Source organism: Bacteroidota bacterium, assembly GCA_016714535.1.
Lineage (GTDB): Bacteria > Bacteroidota > Bacteroidia > AKYH767-A > OLB10 > JADKFV01.
The window spans coordinates 395,457-414,116 of record JADKDR010000004.1; the positions used below are offsets into that span (position 1 = coordinate 395,457).

The 18,660-nt window shown below is 41.9% G+C and carries 8 protein-coding genes and 4 pseudogenes; all 12 read left to right on the forward strand.

The features are described 5' to 3' along the window. The first annotated feature begins 34 nt into the window (after positions 1 to 34). Positions 35 to 4,456: a SprB repeat-containing protein gene (locus tag IPO27_07570; GenBank protein MBK8846396.1), complete on the forward strand. Its 4,422-nt coding sequence runs from the start codon at positions 35 to 37 to the stop codon at positions 4,454 to 4,456. Continuing rightward, entirely contained in the window at positions 4,389 to 6,503 is a 2,115-nt protein-coding gene (locus IPO27_07575; GenBank protein MBK8846397.1) for a hypothetical protein, read from the forward strand. The genes IPO27_07570 and IPO27_07575 overlap by 68 nt, the downstream gene beginning before the upstream one ends. A gap of 225 nt (positions 6,504 to 6,728) precedes the next feature. Next, positions 6,729 to 6,845, forward strand: a pseudogene (locus IPO27_07580) (SprB repeat-containing protein). A 135-nt stretch (positions 6,846 to 6,980) separates the two neighbouring features. Beyond that, positions 6,981 to 7,523 (forward strand): annotated as a pseudogene (locus IPO27_07585) (SprB repeat-containing protein). Between the two features lie 162 nt (positions 7,524 to 7,685). Further along, positions 7,686 to 8,444 (forward strand): annotated as a pseudogene (locus IPO27_07590) (SprB repeat-containing protein). Between the two features lie 84 nt (positions 8,445 to 8,528). Beyond that, positions 8,529 to 8,666: pseudogene (locus IPO27_07595) on the forward strand (hypothetical protein). Positions 8,667 to 9,058: 392 nt separating this feature from the next. Then, on the forward strand, positions 9,059 to 11,251 hold the full coding sequence (locus IPO27_07600) for a T9SS type A sorting domain-containing protein (GenBank protein MBK8846398.1): 2,193 nt from the start codon (positions 9,059 to 9,061) through the stop codon (positions 11,249 to 11,251). 1,075 nt (positions 11,252 to 12,326) lie between these two features. Continuing rightward, entirely contained in the window at positions 12,327 to 12,962 is a 636-nt protein-coding gene (locus IPO27_07605; protein MBK8846399.1) for a response regulator transcription factor, read from the forward strand. Between the two features lie 37 nt (positions 12,963 to 12,999). Further along, entirely contained in the window at positions 13,000 to 15,342 is a 2,343-nt protein-coding gene (locus IPO27_07610; GenBank protein MBK8846400.1) for a hypothetical protein, read from the forward strand. Between the two features lie 72 nt (positions 15,343 to 15,414). Continuing rightward, complete coding sequence (locus tag IPO27_07615) at positions 15,415 to 17,559, forward strand: hypothetical protein (GenBank protein MBK8846401.1); 2,145 nt, start codon at positions 15,415 to 15,417, stop codon at positions 17,557 to 17,559. A 103-nt stretch (positions 17,560 to 17,662) separates the two neighbouring features. Further along, entirely contained in the window at positions 17,663 to 18,253 is a 591-nt protein-coding gene (locus IPO27_07620; protein ID MBK8846402.1) for a response regulator transcription factor, read from the forward strand. Positions 18,254 to 18,361: 108 nt separating this feature from the next. Further along, on the forward strand, positions 18,362 to 18,660 hold a 299-nt coding region (locus IPO27_07625), incomplete at its 3' end, for a hypothetical protein (GenBank protein ID MBK8846403.1).

An 18,660-nucleotide genomic window follows, 5' to 3' on the forward strand; every position in this document is an offset into this window, starting at 1 on the left:
TACCTGTTCATATGAGGTTACCCAACCAATCGTGTTGTCTTGTTCTATTGTTGCTACCCAAGTATCATGTAACGGGCTAAATGATGGAACAGCTACCGTTACACCTCAAGGAGGAACTCCTGGTTCGGGCCCAGCCTTTACTTATTCCTGGAGCCACGCTGCCACACTCAATAGTGCTTCGGTTTCGGGTTTAGCACCAGGTACTTATACGGTTACAGTAACCGATGCTAATAGCTGCACTACTACCTGCGAGGTTGTAATTACAGAGCCTGCTACCTTGTCAGTTTCATGCTATTCGGAACCTGCATTCTGTTTTGGTGGCAATAGCTTTATCGATATTACAACAAGCGGAGGCACTCCCGGCTATATCTTTCAATGGAGCGATGGAACAACAGGAGAGGATATTCCGGCTATTGGCGCAGGCACATATACCGTTACCGTTACCGATAGTAATGGATGCACTGCCACCTGTTCAACTGAAATTACACAACCATCGGATATAGTGATTACCGCAGTAGCTGATTCAGCAACTTGTGCAGGAGATTTAAATGGAAGTATTCAAACCACCATAGCAGGCGGAACACCATGTGCTAATAATTCACGCGGGCTGATTATCTCAAAGTTTTTTGCAAATCCTCTCGGAAACGATTTAGCTCAGGAGTGGGTAGAACTAATAGCTACACGTAATATTGATTTTTCGGTTACACCATACACGGTAATAGTTGCTAATAATGGTACAGCAAATGCCCTAGGCTGGAAACGTGGAAGCACAGTGACCTATGCATTTCAAATAACCAGTGGCAATGCCGTTCAGGGTGGAGTTTATTATGTAGGTGGAAGCAGCTTAAGCACAAGTGGAATTACGTCAAATATTTTACGATCTATTAATGTCACTAATACTGGTGGCGATGGCTCTTTAGGTTCTTCTCAGGCAACTGCAGGGGTGTTTGGTAATGGCGGCACCTCCGCTGATGGAATAGCAGTATTTCAAGGTACGGTTGCAACTATAACCCCTGCCACAACCCCTATTGATGCCATATTTTATGGGTCTGCAGTTGGAGGAGCCTTTGTGGCTCCAGGTACATCCGGCTATGCATTGCCCAGCAATGATAAATATACCGGAGGCTTCCTTCAAACAGGCAGCTTTATTGCTCCTGATGCGGTAAGTGGACAGTATATGCAGGCAGCAGGTTCGTTTAATCCAATATTAGATGCCTTTGTTACTTCACGCGTATTCAGTAATTCGGCAACGTTTACTCCCGGCAATTCATTGGTTAGTATAGTAGGTGCATCGGACCCTTATACCTTTGTTTGGGAAAATGGGGCAACTACTCAGAACAGAACCAATCTCGATCCGGGAATGTATACTATTACCGTTACAGATTGTAATGGTTGCACAAAGGAGCAGACCATCACGGTTCATTCTAAACTACTTTTAAATGGAACAACGTTATCCACAAATTTATCTTGTAATAATAATGGTACAGGCACTATTGATTTAACCGTAACTAATGGCAATGCTCCGTTTACCTACAATTGGTCTAATGGCAGCACAACCGAAGATATTTCAAGTCTTTCAGCAGGAATATATACCGTTAACGTAACAGATGATGCTGGTTGCACACTTAGCCTTTCGACCTCTGTTAGTGAGCCTGCTGCCATAAGCATAGTTGCTCTTGCCGACAGTGTAAATTGTGCAGGTGAGAATACCGGAGCCATAGATATCAGTATATCCGGAGGAGCACCATGCGGTGAAAATGCTCCTGCAATGGTAATTTCAAAAGTATTTGCTAACCCGAATGGGAATGATTCTCCATTCGAATTCGTTGAGTTGTTTGCTATAAAAGACATCGATTTTAGTCTAACTCCATTCTCAGTAATCTTTGCTAATAATGGCAATGCCAATGCAAATGGATGGTTGCAAGGCGGAGGCATAACGTATGGCTTCGAAATTAATTCAGGAATGGCAACTGCAGGTACAACGTATTACGTTGGTGGCAGTTCTATGATACCTCTTACAAATATATTACGTGCAATTAATACCGGAACTACAACAGGGGATAATGGTTTAGGCGTTGCCAACCCAACAGGTATATTAGGAAATGGTGGTACTAATGCAGATGCGGTTGCTGTATTTAATGGAAGTTTGAGTTCATTAACATCATCAACGGTTCCTCAAGATGCATTATTCTTTGGCTCAGTAATAGGTGGTGCTGCCATGCCGGGCGGAACACAAGGATATGAATTGCCCATCAGTGATCATTATAGTGGAGGCAAACTGCAAAACACTTCTTTCCTTGCTTTAGATGTAAAAACCGATACCATCATTGTGGCAAATGGTGTTTATGATTTAACAACAAGTTCGTTTAATGCTCCACGTACATTTACTTATTTACCTGTTTTAGCATTTACAAATGCATCAGGTATATCTTTGATTGATGCTGACCCTTATCAGTTTTTATGGTCAAATGGTGAAACTACCGAAAATATTTCGGCATTATCGGCTGGAATATATACGGTGTTAGTTACAGATTGTAACGGATGCACAACAACTGCCGAATCAGAAGTCTTTGAACCAGTCTTACTTGAACTAGTTGAATCACATATTGACATAAACTGTTATAATGAAGCTACAGGATCAATTGATATAACAGTATTTGGAGGAACAGCTCCGTACACCTATGAATGGAGTGATGGTAATACCGATGAAGACATTGATTCCCTGGTAGCAGGAGTATATACAGTAACAGTAACAGATTATAACGGTTGTTCTTATATCCTCCCCATCGAAATTCTCCAAAACCCACCCTTTACCATTGGCAAAACAATCATCCCCAACATGTGCCATGGCGATAGTACAGCCCAAATATCCGTATATATAAATGGCGCTACGCCTCCTTATACGTATCAATGGAGCAATGGCGCCACCACCGCCATCAACAATTATTTGACTGCAGGCACATATACACTTACAGTAACAGATAGTTTAGGATGCGATACGATCATGACCTTCTACATATTCGAGCCTAACATGTTAGATAAGAATTTCACGATTACCCAACCATTATGTGCTGGCCAAACAGGTAGCATAAATATCACAGCCTTTGGCGGCACGCCATGGAGCGGTGCAGGCATACACGCAGCAGGCTACGACTATAGCCTTGATGGTGGAGCAGTTCAAAGCAGTGGCTTGTTTACAGGCATAAGCTCAGGTACTCACACGGTATTAATTACGGATAGCAACGGCTGTAATCTGGCAGTTGTATTTACCATCACAGCTCCGGCACCACTTATTTGTGGTGGCAGCGTAAGCAATACGATGTGCAACGGAGGCAGCGATGGAATGATAACGAGCAACATAACCGGAGGCACCGCCCCCTATACATACAGTTGGAGCACGGGTGCTACTACCCAAACAATAGGAGGCCTAGCGGCAGGTGCGTATACAGTAACGGTAACTGATGCCAATGGATGTACCATGAGTTGCACGTATAATATAGTAGAGCCACCTGCCATAACCTTTACCTTAGTTGTTTGCGATAATATCAAATGTTATGGTGGCAATGATGGCAAGGCATGTTTAAATAATGTAGTAGGAGGCACGGCCCCATATACCTACCAGTGGAATACGATTCCAGCACAGACTACCGCCAATGCAACCGGCCTAACGGCAGGAACATGGACGGTAACCATTACCGATGCCATGGGATGCATGACAACCGGTTCGGTAACAATTAGCCAACCATCGGCACCACTGGCATTAAGTGGCGTAGTAACCAATGTAGGATGTAACGGAGGCAACACCGGAGCTGTTAACCTGACCATATCAGGTGGCACAGCGGGCTATACAGTATTATGGAGCACCGGAGCCACAACCGAAGACATCAGTGGTTTATCAGCGGGAACCTATACGGTAACTGTTACTGATGCTAATGGATGTACGGTAAGCACCAATACGACCTACACCGTAGGACAGTCAGCCGCTATAGCCCTCAGCCTTGCAACCAACAATGTGAGTTGTAATGGAGGAGGCAATGGCAGTATAACCGCCACAGCTACCGGAGGTAGTGGAGCATATAGCTATAGTTGGAGCAATGGAGCTAGTACGGCCACCATCATCAATCTGGCAGCCGGTATTTATACAGTAACGGTAACAGATGGAAGTGGATGTACACAAAGTACAAGTGCCACCATCATAGAGCCAAGCGCCTTAAGTTGCATTTGCAATGCAAGTGTAACCAATGTAAGCTGCTTTGGTGGCAGCAATGGCAGTGTAACAGCACAACCCATAGGCGGTACCCCACCTTATGGATTTGTATGGAGCAATGGCGCATTAACACAAACGATCAACAATTTAACAGCAGGAACGTATACCGTAACCATAACGGATGCCAACGGCTGTACCAAAGGGCACGGCCACGGTAACGCAGCCATCACAATTATTTGTGTTTGTTAACGGTACCAATCCGGCATGTAACGGAGCTAACAGCGGATCGGCAACGGCCATCGCCATAGGAGGTGCAGCACCATACAGCTATAGCTGGAACACTGTACCAGTAAAGACCACAGCCATCGCAACCGGCTTAGGCGTAGGAACGTATACAGTTACCATAACGGATGCCAACGGATGTACGGCAACCGCGAGCGTGACTTTAACAGCGCCACCGTCCTTGAATGTAACGAGCAAGAAGACCAATGTAAGCTGCCATGGCGGTAGCAACGGAACCATAACGGTAGTACCAACAGGTGGAACAGCACCATATAGTTACTTATGGAGCAATGGAAAAACAACGAAGTTTGTAATAGGCCTTGCAGCAGGAACGTATACCGTAACAGTAACAGATGCAGGAGGATGTACCAAGACATTGAGCGTAGTAATTACCCAACCAAGTGCCTTGTTGGCTTTGTATACTGTAACCAATGTAAGTTGTAATGGTGGCAGCAATGGCGCCATCGACTTAAGCGTAACAGGAGGCACCCCGGGCTATACCTACTTATGGAGCACAGGAGCCACGACACAGGATATTACGGGAGTAATGGCAGGCATGTATAATGTGACCATAAAGGATAAGCGCGGATGTATAAGCAATGCGATGGTTGTAATAACCCAGGCCAATGCAATGATTGTAAGCATCACACCAAAGAATCCAAAATGTAATGGAGCGGCAAACGGACAGGCAACGGCAAGCGTTTCGGGAGGTGTAACACCATATAGCTATTCATGGAGCAGCGGTCAAACCACCGCCTCAGCTACTGGCCTAGCGGCAGGAACCTATACCGTAACCATAACTGATGCCAACGGATGTACCAAGACACAGAGTGTAACGTTAACACAGCCAGCAGTATTAAGTTGCAGTGCAAACGTATTGCAAACGATAACATGTAATGGAGGTCTTGGCAAGATAGGCGTAACTGTAACAGGCGGCACGCCAGGTTACACATATACCTGGAATACCGTACCGGTAGCCACTACCGCGATAGTAAACAATGTAGGAGCAGGCACGTATACGGTGATCGTAAAAGACAAGAACAACTGTACAACCAGTTGCAGTGTGACGTTAGGTCAGCCGGCAGCAATTACCTGCGATCCATTGACCATCACAGCGGTAAGTTGTAATGGAGGTAACGATGGAACAGCTACTGTTTCAGGAGTAACAGGAGGCACCGGCCCATATACTTACTTGTGGAATACCAGTGTTGCCCAAACTACAGCAACAGCTACAGGATTAAGTGCAGGTACTTATACCGTAACCATAACTGATGCCAATGGATGCACCAAGACCGCAAGTGTGGTTGTGACTCAGCCTACAGGAATAATGGCAGCGTTTACCACAACCCAACCTACGTGTCAAACGGGAATAGGCACCGCCACAGTAACAGCAAGCGGAGGCACCATGCCTTACAGCTATTTGTGGAGTGATGGTCAAACAACAGCCACCGCTGTTAACTTGCCAGCAGGTACCTACAGTGTAACAGTAACGGATGCCAATGGATGTACCGCACAACTTACAGGAATTATCATTAATCAGGGCAGCACGATAACAGCCAATCCATTAACAGGAGTAAATGTATTATGTAATGGAGGTAATAACGGCAGCGCAACTATTAGCGGCATTACCGGAGGTACAGCACCTTACAGCATCAGTTGGAATACGGTACCAGGCCAGGGCACGATGACCGCCACGGGCTTAACGGCTGGGACCTATACAGTAACCGTTACTGATGCACAAGGATGTATATATACGGCAAGTATAGAAATTACAGAACCACTAACCCCTGTAACTGCAAGTATCCCTACTGTTGTACCAATCACCTGTACAGGTGGTGGCACAGCAAGTGCTACGGCACAGGGAGCAGGAGGCACTCCGGCTTACACATACCTTTGGAGTGACGGACAAACAGGTGCAACCGCCACAGGACTTGTGCCTGGCGGATATATCGTAACAGTAACAGACGCTAATGGATGCACTGCCAGCCAGTTTAACCATAACAGCACCGGGTAGTCTGGTATTAAATATTAGTGGAACAAATGTATTATGTAATGAGGCACGAGTGGTACAGCCACGGTAGTAGCCACCGTAGCCCCATCGCCTTACACGTATTTATGGAGCAATGGACAAACTGATGCTACGGCCACCGGCCTTGCATCAGGCACCTATACGGTAACAGTAACAGACGCATCAGGCTGTGTTGATTCGATAGAAATAGAGATAGTAGAGCCAAGTGCGATGATCACCGGCACGAGCCAGGTGAATGTAAAATGTAATGGCGCCAGCACCGGCAGTGCAGCAATAAATGTAGTAGGCGGAACGCCCGGATATAGCTATGCATGGAGCAATGGCAGCAGCACGAAGAATGTGAGCGGTCTTGCAGCGGGCACGTTTACGGTAACGATTACTGATGCCAATGGATGTACCATCACTGCCAATGTAACGATTACCGAGCCTGCAGCCATCGTAATTACGCCCACCCAAACGGATGTGGCATGTAATGGCCAGAATACAGGCAGCGCCACGGCAAGCGTAAGCGGAGGCACAGCGCCTTACACGTATGCATGGAGCAACGGACAGAATAGTGCCACGATAAGCGGCCTAACAGCGGGCACCTATACAGTAACGGTAACTGACAACAACGGATGTACTGCAAGCAATGTATATGTACTTACTACTGCAAGCGCAATTGTAGTTAACCCTAGCCAAACGACTATCGCCTGCCACGGAGGCACGAGTGTATTGTTGGTTAGTCCAACAGGAGGCAGCGGCACGTATACGTATAGCTGGAGTCATGATGGTGGCAACACTACCAATACAGCTACCGTAACAGCAGGTGTATATTATGCAACGGTAACGGATAGTGCGGGTTGTAGTGTAACGTATTGCTTTGTAGTCAACCAGCCATCGGCCTTAGCATGTGGCATTACGCAAGTAAATGTAACGTGCAATGGATTAACTACCGGCAGCGCGACTGTAAATGGTACAGGCGGCACAGGACTATACACGTATGCATGGAGCAATGGTCAGACCATGCAAACTGCCACGGGCCTGGGCGCAGGAACGTATACTGCCACGGTAACCGATGGAGCAGGCTGTACGAGCACCTGCACAGTAACGATAACAGAACCTACGGCCTTATCGGTAGGTACGAGCAACACGAATGTAAGTTGTGTAAACCCAACCGGCACAGCCATGGCAGTAGTAGGCGGAGGTACCCCACCATATACCCATTTGTGGAGCAACGGAGCAACCACAAGTGCCATCAGCGGCCTTGCAGCAGGATCATATACAGTAACAGTAAACGATGCTAATGGATGCGGACCGATATCGGCCACGGCAGTTATAGGAGCACCAACTCCGGTAACATGTACGGCCAGCGTTACGCAGAGTGTAAGTTGCAGTGGCTATCAGAATGGCCAGGCCACAGTAGTACCCGGAGGCGGCAATGGAGTATATAATGTAATCTGGAACACAGCTCCGGCACAGACCACGCTGACAGCTACGGGCATGGGAGCAGGAACATATACAGTAACCGTATTTGATAGCGATGGCTGCAGCAGCCAGTGCACGGTAACGGTAACAGAGCCGGGTCCGCTCGTTTATAGCTTTAGCACCGGAGGAGCCGTATGTCAGGGTGGAAACAATGGAACAGCAACCATAACTCCGGTAGGAGGTACGCCATACACAGTTGGCAATGCATATGTTTATTTATGGAGCAATGGCCAAACTACACAGACAGCAACTGGCTTGAGTGCCGGGGCAGTGTATGTTACCATAACTGACAGCATGGGATGTACCGTTCAGGCAGCAATTATCCTGACCCAAAGTGCAGCCCTTAACTGCAACACTACCTGCACCCCAACATCTTGTGGTCAGGCATTAGGAACAGCAACGGTAAATGTATTTGGCGGCACCCCACCATATGTATATCAGTGGAGCAATGGCGGCACCAATGGCATCAACACCGGCTTAGTAGCAGGCGTATATACCGTATTAATAACGGATGCCAGTGGATGTACCACCACATGCACAGCAATGGTAGGACAGGCAGCAGCAATCCAGTATAGCTTACAAGTAACCAATGCATTATGTAATGGTGGCAATGGCAGCATCAGCATCACTAACCTGAATGGCGGCAGCGCCCCATATGGTTATGTATGGACCAATGCCCCTGGCGATACGATCGATAGCTTAAACACGAGCATCACGGCCCTTGCCGGATGGTATTATGTAACGGTAACCGACAGCAATGGCTGTACAAAACTTGATAGCGCTCAAATTACCGAGCCGGCCATCATGGTTGCCACAGCAAGTGGTATCAATGTAAGTTGCAATGGCCAGAGCAATGGCAGTGCCAGTGTAGTAACTACGGGAGGCGTTGCGCCATACAGCTATGCATGGAACAACGGAGCAAGCCAGAGCATGACCGCTAACCTTGGAGTTGGAACATATACAGTAACGGTAACAGATGTTAACGGATGCATGGCCACGGCCAGCATCGAGATCACGCAGCCGGCAGTATTAGATACGATAAGCACCAGCAGCACCGATGCCAATTGTGTATTGTGCGATGGTACGGGCACAGTGACTATGACAGGAGGCACAGCCCTTACAGTTATCTGTGGAGCAATGGACAGACCACCCAAACAGGTACCAACTTATGTTCAGGCAACAACTTTGTACAAGTAACCGATGCCAATGGATGTGTAGTAAGTGTATGTGTGAAAGTAGGTGGAGGCACGTTTACGGCAACCCTAAACAGTCCAACGTATGCAGGCGGGGTCAACATCCGTTGCAACGGAGGTCTTGATGGCAGCATAAACCTGACCACCAACCCACAAGGCGCGTATACCTATACCTGGAGTAGCGGAGCAACAACCGAAGACTTGATGGGCGTAGGAGCAGGCACATATACGGTAACAGTAAGCAATGGAGTATGTACCCAAACGGTAAGCATAACCTTAACGGAGCCGGCAGCATTGACAGCTACAGCCAGTGGCACCAATGTAAACTGTAACGGAAATAACAATGGCACGGCTACGGTTGCGGCTATGGGAGGCGTAAGCCCATATAGCTATAGCTGGAGCAATGGTCAAACAACGGTAACAGCTACGGGCTTAATGGCAGGCACGTATACGGTGACGGTAACAGACGCAAACGGATGTACGGCCACAGCAAGTTATGTGGTAACAGCACCTGTAAATGGTCTTAACATCACTGAAACGCATGTAAATCCAACATGTAATGGCAGCAGCAATGGCAGCATCAACATAACGGTAACAGGCGGTACCGCCCCATATACCTACATATGGACAGGTGGAGCAACTACCGAAGACCGCACAGGCCTTGCAGCAGGATCACATACGGTAACGGTAACAGATGCCAATGGATGTACCATCACCTTGTGTGTAGTGTTAACTCAACCTAGTGCTATTGTATTAAGCCAAAGCTGTACTAATACTACTTGCAATAATGGAAGCAACGGAGCCTCAAGTGTAGCCGCAGCAGGTGGCACTGCGCCATATACCTATGTGTGGAATAACTTTGAAACAACTAGCAGCATAAGCAACTTGCCTGCTGGTACATATACGGTAACAGTAACAGATGCAAACGGTTGCAGCAACAGCAGCAGTTGTGTAATAACAGCACCAACGTCAATTGTTGTAGTTGTTGATAGCACAAGCAATGTAACTAACTATGGAGGTAACAATGGAGCAGCATACATAAGCGTAAGCGGTGGTGGTGGCACTTATACATATCAGTGGAATACCATACCGGTAAGGACCACACAGGATGTAATCGGATTAACTGCTGGAACATTCCAGGTAACGGTAACGGATGGCGGAGGATGTTTAACGCAGGCAAGTGTCACCATAACACAACCACCCTATGTGTGTAGTAATGGAAGCCCATTCCATACCGAGTTCCCTAATCCGGGTACGTATGGTAACGCGCAGGGATGGACAACACCGGCAGCAGGCAATAACATAGGTACTTACCTGACCAACCACTTCCCGGCCGCATTCCCAGCGAGTTTGGTAGTTGGTGGTGGTTGCGGAGGTAGCCGCACATTAACACTAAGCAGTTCAACCGCAGTACGCAATTTCCTAACCGGCCAACCAGGAACAGGAGGAGCAACAATACTAACTTCCAACCTGAATAATCCTACAAGCACAACGTTTAACAGTTCGTTTGCAGCCTTGGTAGTGAGCTTAAAAATGAGCGTTGTATTTGATGCATATGATCCAAACTTTGCACCCGTACCAACAGTAACGTTAGGCGACCTGATATATAACACGGCCCCATTTGCAGGAATGACTGTAACGCAAGTATTAAATGAAGCGAACAAGAAATTAGGAGGATGTTCAAGTCCTTACTTAACATCGGCTTGCAGCACAGCGGTATGGAATATACTACGTGCCTGGGCCGGTGGTGCGCAAGGAAGTACTGCAGGTATGCTTACCTGTCCGGCACCACCTAAGATGGCGAGTGGAATAGCAAGTACAAGCGGGTTGGTAACTATTTATCCTAACCCAAGCGAGGGAATGTTGAATATGAACTTTGAAGCCAGCGAAGACGGGAAGTTGCGAATAGTAATTTATGATCATATTGGCAGAATAGTATTCGTTACCGAAGAAGCTGCATTTGCTGGTAGCAATATTAGAAGTTACGATTTGACCAACTTAGCATCGGGCATGTATCTAGTAAATGTACAATTGAATGGTATGACCGAAACGGGGAGATTGATAAAAAAGTAAATCAGAAAAGAAGCAATAAAATTTCTAAGCGCCCTGTGCACCTGTTGCACAGGGCGCTTTGTTATATCAAGCATATTGGGAGAAAAGAGAAGATATCAAGGGCGCGGGCGAAGCCCGCGCCCTTGATATCTTTTTACATCCCTTGATAACTTTTTACAAAACGTTTATTTATTTATAACATCAAAAGGCATCATCCAATTTTTATGACCTCTATTTACGTAAATAGGGCATGCTTTTTTTATCCTATGCAAATGCATTAACCATTCACCTTGCAGACGTTTTATCTGTTTTCATTAAAAATAACATAGCTCCGTACTGATGATAGATTAGAAGAATTTATCAAGACCATTTTTTTTGCTATGAAGAAGAGACACTGTTTTCTTCGAAAATACAATCGTGTAAAAACACTTTGATGAGCATTTAAAAGCTCATTCTTATTTGGCGATTAAAATTACCTGCAGATTGTCATGGTGCAGTTGCTCACGGTAAGTTTTTAATAATACTTACGAGGTTGGTTGTTGTGAACTTTTATGCTTGACTTGAAGTTTGAGTTTTTTATTCATCAATTATATCAAATAGCATTGCAATCAACGCATCGATATTTAAATTTTCGAGTGATTTATTAATCATTCTTTTTTTATTGAAGATAACAGAAGTTCGAAGCCAAAATGGAGTAATGCCGATTCTTTCATGCTTATTCGGAGAGCGCTGCTGTTATCATAAGTCTGAAGCATGAGATTTCTACAATTAAAATAAATATTTTTCAGTTACATGTGAAAAGGAATATCTTCACATAACTAAATTTACTTCAGTAGATGATATGAACAAGAAGTGGTTACTTAATAGAAGTGCTTGAGTTGATTTAGTTTTGAGCTATGCTTATCAATATAACGGGATGATTCTTATAACGCTATTTGAACTTTAATTTAAACAATAAACTAACCTAAAAAGCGAATCAAATAAGGATGAAAACACTTTAGTGAGTATAAATAAAAATACTGCATTTGCAGTATTTTACAACTAAACATTTTAAACAATATTGCAGACTCGAAATTAACAACTAACCTAAATACGAATGGATAAAATAAAAATTGCGATTGTTGATGACGATAAAGACCTGCGGGTGCTGCTTCGAAAAATAGTTTCGGAGCAAGATGATATGGAAGTGGTAAAAGTGTTTCCATCGGCTAAACCTTATGCTGATGAATTTAAAACCCTTGATGTGGATGTTGTAATTATGGACATAAACATGCCCGGCAAAACAGGTATTGAATGTGTGGCCGATTGCAAGCCATTAAAACCGCAGATTCAATATCTGATAAGCACCGTTTTCGATAATCCCGAAAATATTTTCAGTGCATTAAAAGCTGGTGCTACCGGCTATATCTTAAAAAATTCTAAACCCGAAGAATTGGTAAATGCCATTCGTGAAATTAATAATGGCGGATCACCTATGAGCACCAGCATTGCACGATTGGTTGTTGGCTCATTTACCGGAGATAAAACAGCCAGCCAAAAAAATCCTGTTGCAGATTTATCTCATCGCGAGCGCGAAATTGCCGAATTGATTGCAAAAGGTTTTATCTATAAAGAGATAGCCGAAAAACTTTTTTTAAGTCCCGATACCGTTCGAACTCACATACGTAATATTTATGAAAAGCTGCAAGTGAATTCGAAAATGGAAATGGTGAATAAGGTAATGCAGCGGTAAAATGAATCAAGACTATAATTTCTATAATACTAAATCAATGCAAAAACCTATAAAATTTTTAATAGTTATTTTAACTTGCATATTACTCACAGTAAAGGTGATAGGTCAAACACCTGTAATGGATAGTTTGTTAACTGTAGTTAAAACAGGTTCTGATGTGAAATCAATAATAGATGCACAAAGCCAATATGCATACTTGTTTTTTCTGAAAACAAATAATATTGATTCGGCACGTTTAATTGCAAATCAGGCTTATCAGAAAAGTCTCTCAATAAGATATCAAAAGGGAATTGGAAATTACTATAATAATTTAGGAAACTTTGCGCTTAAAACAAATCCCGATTCATCTCTAATCTATTTTAAGAAAGCCTCGCAATCGTTTGCACTCGCAGACGACAAGTTGATGCAGTCAAAAGCATTTTTCAATCTTGGACGTACCTATAGTAATCTTACTCAGTTTGACTCCTCGCTTTTTTACACCCGATTAAGTATCAGTGTTATTGAAAATGAAAAGAACATAATTGAATATGAAAAACTCAGCCGGCTTATGTTCAATTACAGTTTTTTGTGTCAGGTGTTTACTAATATGGCTCTTTACGATAGCAGCATTGTGTATGGCTTAAAGTCAATTAAAATAGCCGAACAGATTCAAAGAAATGACGGACTTGCTGAAGGTACATTGCGCATAGCAGGCATTTATAATGCACAAGGAAATAAATCTAAAGCGGTTGAATACTACAATAAAGCATATCAACTATATAAGTACATTCCTATAGTGGACCCCCCAATTTTGTGCCTTACGCAACTTGCTTCAATCTATAAGGATTTTGAACAATATGAAATTGCAGAAGCTTATCTTGATACGGCCTTTCAACTAATTAAAAAAAACAACCTTGTTTCGCTTTATCCACCCAACTATCTCACTTTAGGACAAATTGCAATTGCTCAAAATAAGTGCGACACAGCTATTGCAATTCTTAAAACAGGAATTAAATACGCAAAAGCAACCAAAATAAAATATGTCGAAAACAGATTGTTTTTTGAACTAGGCAAAGCTTACAATTGTATCAATAAAGATTCCATCGCTTTGACAGATTATTTCATTGCCAAGAATATGAATCCTGATGATAATGAAGTATCTCTATCATGCTTGCAGGCTATCTCAGCATTGTATAAAAAAACCGGTAATACCCCTCTGGCATTTCAGTATCTTGAACAGTATTATGAGCTCAAAGATTCAATATTTAATATTGAAAAAACAAAAACAATTGAACTCTTGAATGTTCAATATGAGACAAATAAAAATAATCATCGAATACAAATTTTAAATAAGAACAACGATATCCAGTTGTTGAAGCTGAGAGAAAAAAAAAATCAGATTGAAAGACAGAACCTCATTTCTCAAAAATCCATTCAGGACATTGAACTATTAGAGCAAACCAATGAACTGAGAAAACTTGAAGCTTCGAAATTGAGTGTTGAGATAAATTCGCAAAAGCTCTCTAACGAGAAAATAACTGTTCAAAATAATTTGTTGTCAAAGGAAAATGAACTTAAATCTGTTCAGGCAAAAAATGAAAATCAAAAAAAGAACTTTGCTTTTTTTGGAATTGCGATACTGCTAGTCTTTGGTAGTTATCTTTTAGTTCTTTATTCAAAACGCAAAAAACTCTCCAACCAACTTTCGCAATCATTAACCGATTTAAAATCAACACAACAACAACTCATACAAACAGAAAGAGAAAAAGAAGCTGAAAATATCCGTCTTCGAATTTCGCGCGATATACACGATGACATTGGCCACAGCCTTACAAAAATTTCTTTATTGAGTGATATGACTGCAAGCGATAAGCAAATCAATTCGCCCGAAGCTATCGAAACACTTGGGCGCATCAGCGATTACTCACGCAATGTAAATTCATCGCTAAGCGAAATTGTGTGGGCTATTTCTCCTACACACGATTCGCTCGATAGTTTGATTGTGTATATGCGCAATCACATTCACAAGTTTTTTGAAAACACCAGCATCGCTTATCAAATCAATTTTCCTGATGCTTATGAAAACCGTTCCATCAATCCTGAGTTAAAACGTAATATTTTTTTAGTGCTTAAAGAATCGCTCAACAACATTTTAAAATATGCGAAAGCAAAAAATGTTTCTATTGATTTTAAAATTGACGGTGATCAATTTGAGTTAAAAATAAAAGATGATGGTGTTGGCTTTTCCCCCCTCTCCTTTGGAGAGGGGCAGCGGGTGAGGCTTGGTGGCAATGGTTTACCAAACATGAAATACCGTATTGAACAAACAGGCGGAAGTTTTGAAATTAATTCATCTGTTGGAAGTGGATGCGAAATATTTATAACCGGTATTCTTTTTTAAAATGCGCTTTAGAGCTTTAGTTATTTTCCGATTTAATCGAAATCAACTTTCACAATTGTTAATAAGATAAATATGCAAAACAATAGAACAACTTCAATAACATGCCTTTTGAAACTACTTTGTGTAGTAATTATTTTTAGCAATACTTTATTGCATGCACAACAATTATCAACAGACAGTTTGATATCTGCACTGCGCAAACATATTCCTGATGATACGGTAAGGGCAAAACTGCTCAATCAAATTAGCTATAATTTGCGTTTTCAAAACCGTGATTCATCAATTCTACTTGCAAATCAGGCATTAGAGTTAAGTCATAAACTTCAATATCACAGAGGAAAAGGATCATCTTATAACAACTTGGGAGTATACCAACAGGGTTTTGATAACAGGAAGGCACTTAACTTTTTTAACCTTGCAAAAATAGAGTTTAAGTTAGCGAAGGATAACGGTTGGTATGGGATTGCACTTTCAAATATTGGTATGACATATTTGTATATCGGCAACTACGATTCCTGTATTTTAATTAACCGACAAGCTGATCTTATTTTCAATGACACACTTATTTCTGAGAAACTCAGAATGCGAAACAAGATGTTTATCTACTATAATCTTGGATCAGCTTATGAAAGCCTTGGAACTTTTGATTCAGCTCTTATTTATTATTTAAAAGGGATTCGCGCTGCTGAATTAATTTCAGATCAACCTATGATGGCAAATTTTAATTTAAGCATCGGAACAGTTTACTTGACACAAAAATCTTTTTCAAAGGCGATAAACCTATTTAGGACGGCCAACGGTATGTATAAAAATATAAGTAATGGTGTTGATGATATTCTTTGCTTCACCAATATTGGCAAGGGTTATCTGGAATTGGCACTTTATGATAGTGCAGAATATTATGCTAAAAAGTCCATTTTGTTAGCAAAAGAACAAAAGAACTTCCTTTATGATGCAGACAATTATATTACAATCGGCCTTGTTAATATGAGGCAAAACAAATGTGAATTAAGTCTATCCGATTTCGAAAAAGGATTGCAAGTATGTCAAATATCTGAGAATCCAATCATGTATAAGGAATTACATTTTCATTTGGGTGAAGCGCAGTTTTGTCTTGGAAACTATACTGGTGCAATAATCTGGTATAAAAAAGCAATTGCAATGGTTGAGAATGAAAGTAATTTAAGGTTAAAATATTTAAATGGGTTATCCAAAGCTTTCGAGAAGAACGGGCAATTTGAAAAGGCCCTGTATTACCGCAATGCTCACGGGCAACTGAATGATTCTATTAACAGCAATGAAAAAACCAAAACAATTGCAGAACTCAGCACGCGCTATGAAACAGATAAAAAAGAAAAGGAAATTATCCTTCTGAAAAAAGAAAGTCAACTTAAAGAAGTAATAGCAAAAAAAGAAAATCAAAAAAAGAACTTTGCTTTTATTGGAATTTTTGGATTGATAATTTTAGGTGGATACATTTTCAACCTGTATTCAAAACGCAAAAAACTCTCCAACCAACTTTCGCAATCTCTTATTTATTTAAAATCAACACAAAAACAACTCATACAAACAGAAAGAGAAAAGGAAGCAGAAAATATCAGAGTCAGAATTTCGCGCGATATACACGATGACATTGGCCACAGCCTAACGAAAATTTCTTTACTGAGTGACATGACTGCAGGCGATAAACAAATCAACTCGCCCGAAGCTATTGAAACACTTGGCCGCATTAGTGATTACTCACGCAATGTAAATTCTTCGCTCAGCGAAATTGTGTGGGCTATTTCTCCTAAGCACGATTCGCTGGATAGTTTGATTGTTTATATGCGCAATCACATTCACCAGTTTTTTGAAAACACCGGCATCGCTTATCAAATCAATTTTCCTGATGCTTATGAAAACCGTTCCATAAATCCTGAATTAAAAAGAAATATTTTTTTAGTGTTGAAAGAATCACTCAACAACATTTTAAAATATGCCAAAGCAAAAAATGTAATTGTTGATTTTAAAATTGATGCTGATAATTTTGAATTAAAAATAAAAGATGATGGAGTTGGATTTTCTCCCCTCTCCTTTGGAGAGGGGCAGGAGGTGAGGCTTGGTGGCAATGGTTTACCAAACATGAAATACCGCATTGAACAAACAGGCGGAAGTTTTGAAATTAATTCTTCTGTTGGTATTGGATGCGAAATTATTGCAAAAGGAAAGTTGGTTTAAACTCATGTGTTAACCCACATAAATAATTTTAATATACCACAAATGCAGTATATATCTTTTTAATTGATTCTCGTTTTTCGCAACGTAAAAACAATCATAAAAAATGAGCGCGATTAACGTTGCATTAGTTGAAGCAGATAAGGAGTTGAACAGCATTTGTTTTTCGGTTTTGAATAATGCTCATGCAATAGAAGTTACTGAGCGGTTTTACAATTTCTATTCTTTTCAAAAATCTTTACCGGATATTAAATCAAGCATTGTTGTGCTGGATATCACCCTGCCCGGCATAAATATTTTAAACCTTATTTCCACTTCAAAAAAAACAAGACCCGATATAAATTTCATCATCAGCTCGGCCTGGTTGCAGCACGATTGGGTGTATCAGTGCTTATGTGCAGGTGCATCGGGATATGTAAATAAATATAGCAATGCACGGCAATTGATAAATATCATTACCGAAATTTCGGCAGGGCAGGCGCAACTATCTCTGCCTGTTGCGCAATTAATTCACAGTAAGTGTTCGATACAATCCAATTCAAAATTTACTCCATTACAATCGCAAATAATAAAACTGTTTGCAGCTGGTCATTCGCATGTTCATGTTGGCAATGTTTTAGACAAAACCAAAAGTGAATTAAAACTTCAGATTGGAACTATATACAACACGTTGCATAAATCATTTACAATAGCTTAATTAATAATCATTGATTATTGCATGATCAGCCCAACCTTAAAATACCACAAATGCGGTATTTAATTGAGTTGCTGCCGTTGCATGTTTGCAACGCTAAGAAATATCGCTATGAAAAATTTTATCCTCACCATTTGTTTCCTCGTATCAGCAACAATCATTATTGCGCAAAATACGTTTCCAGAAAAAGGCAATGCAGGTATTTGCGCAATAATTACTGATGATTCGGTAGTGCAGAATGTTGCCTCGACTGCTAAAGGTTTGCAGCATAAAATGAAATTGGCCGGGCAACAAGACTTTGATTTGACTAAAGATCCTGCAACAAATACAGTACCCCGCGAACGCTTAATTGCAGCCTTTAATTACTCACAATCTTTAGCAACAAATCAAGCCAATAAAACTTCCGCAGC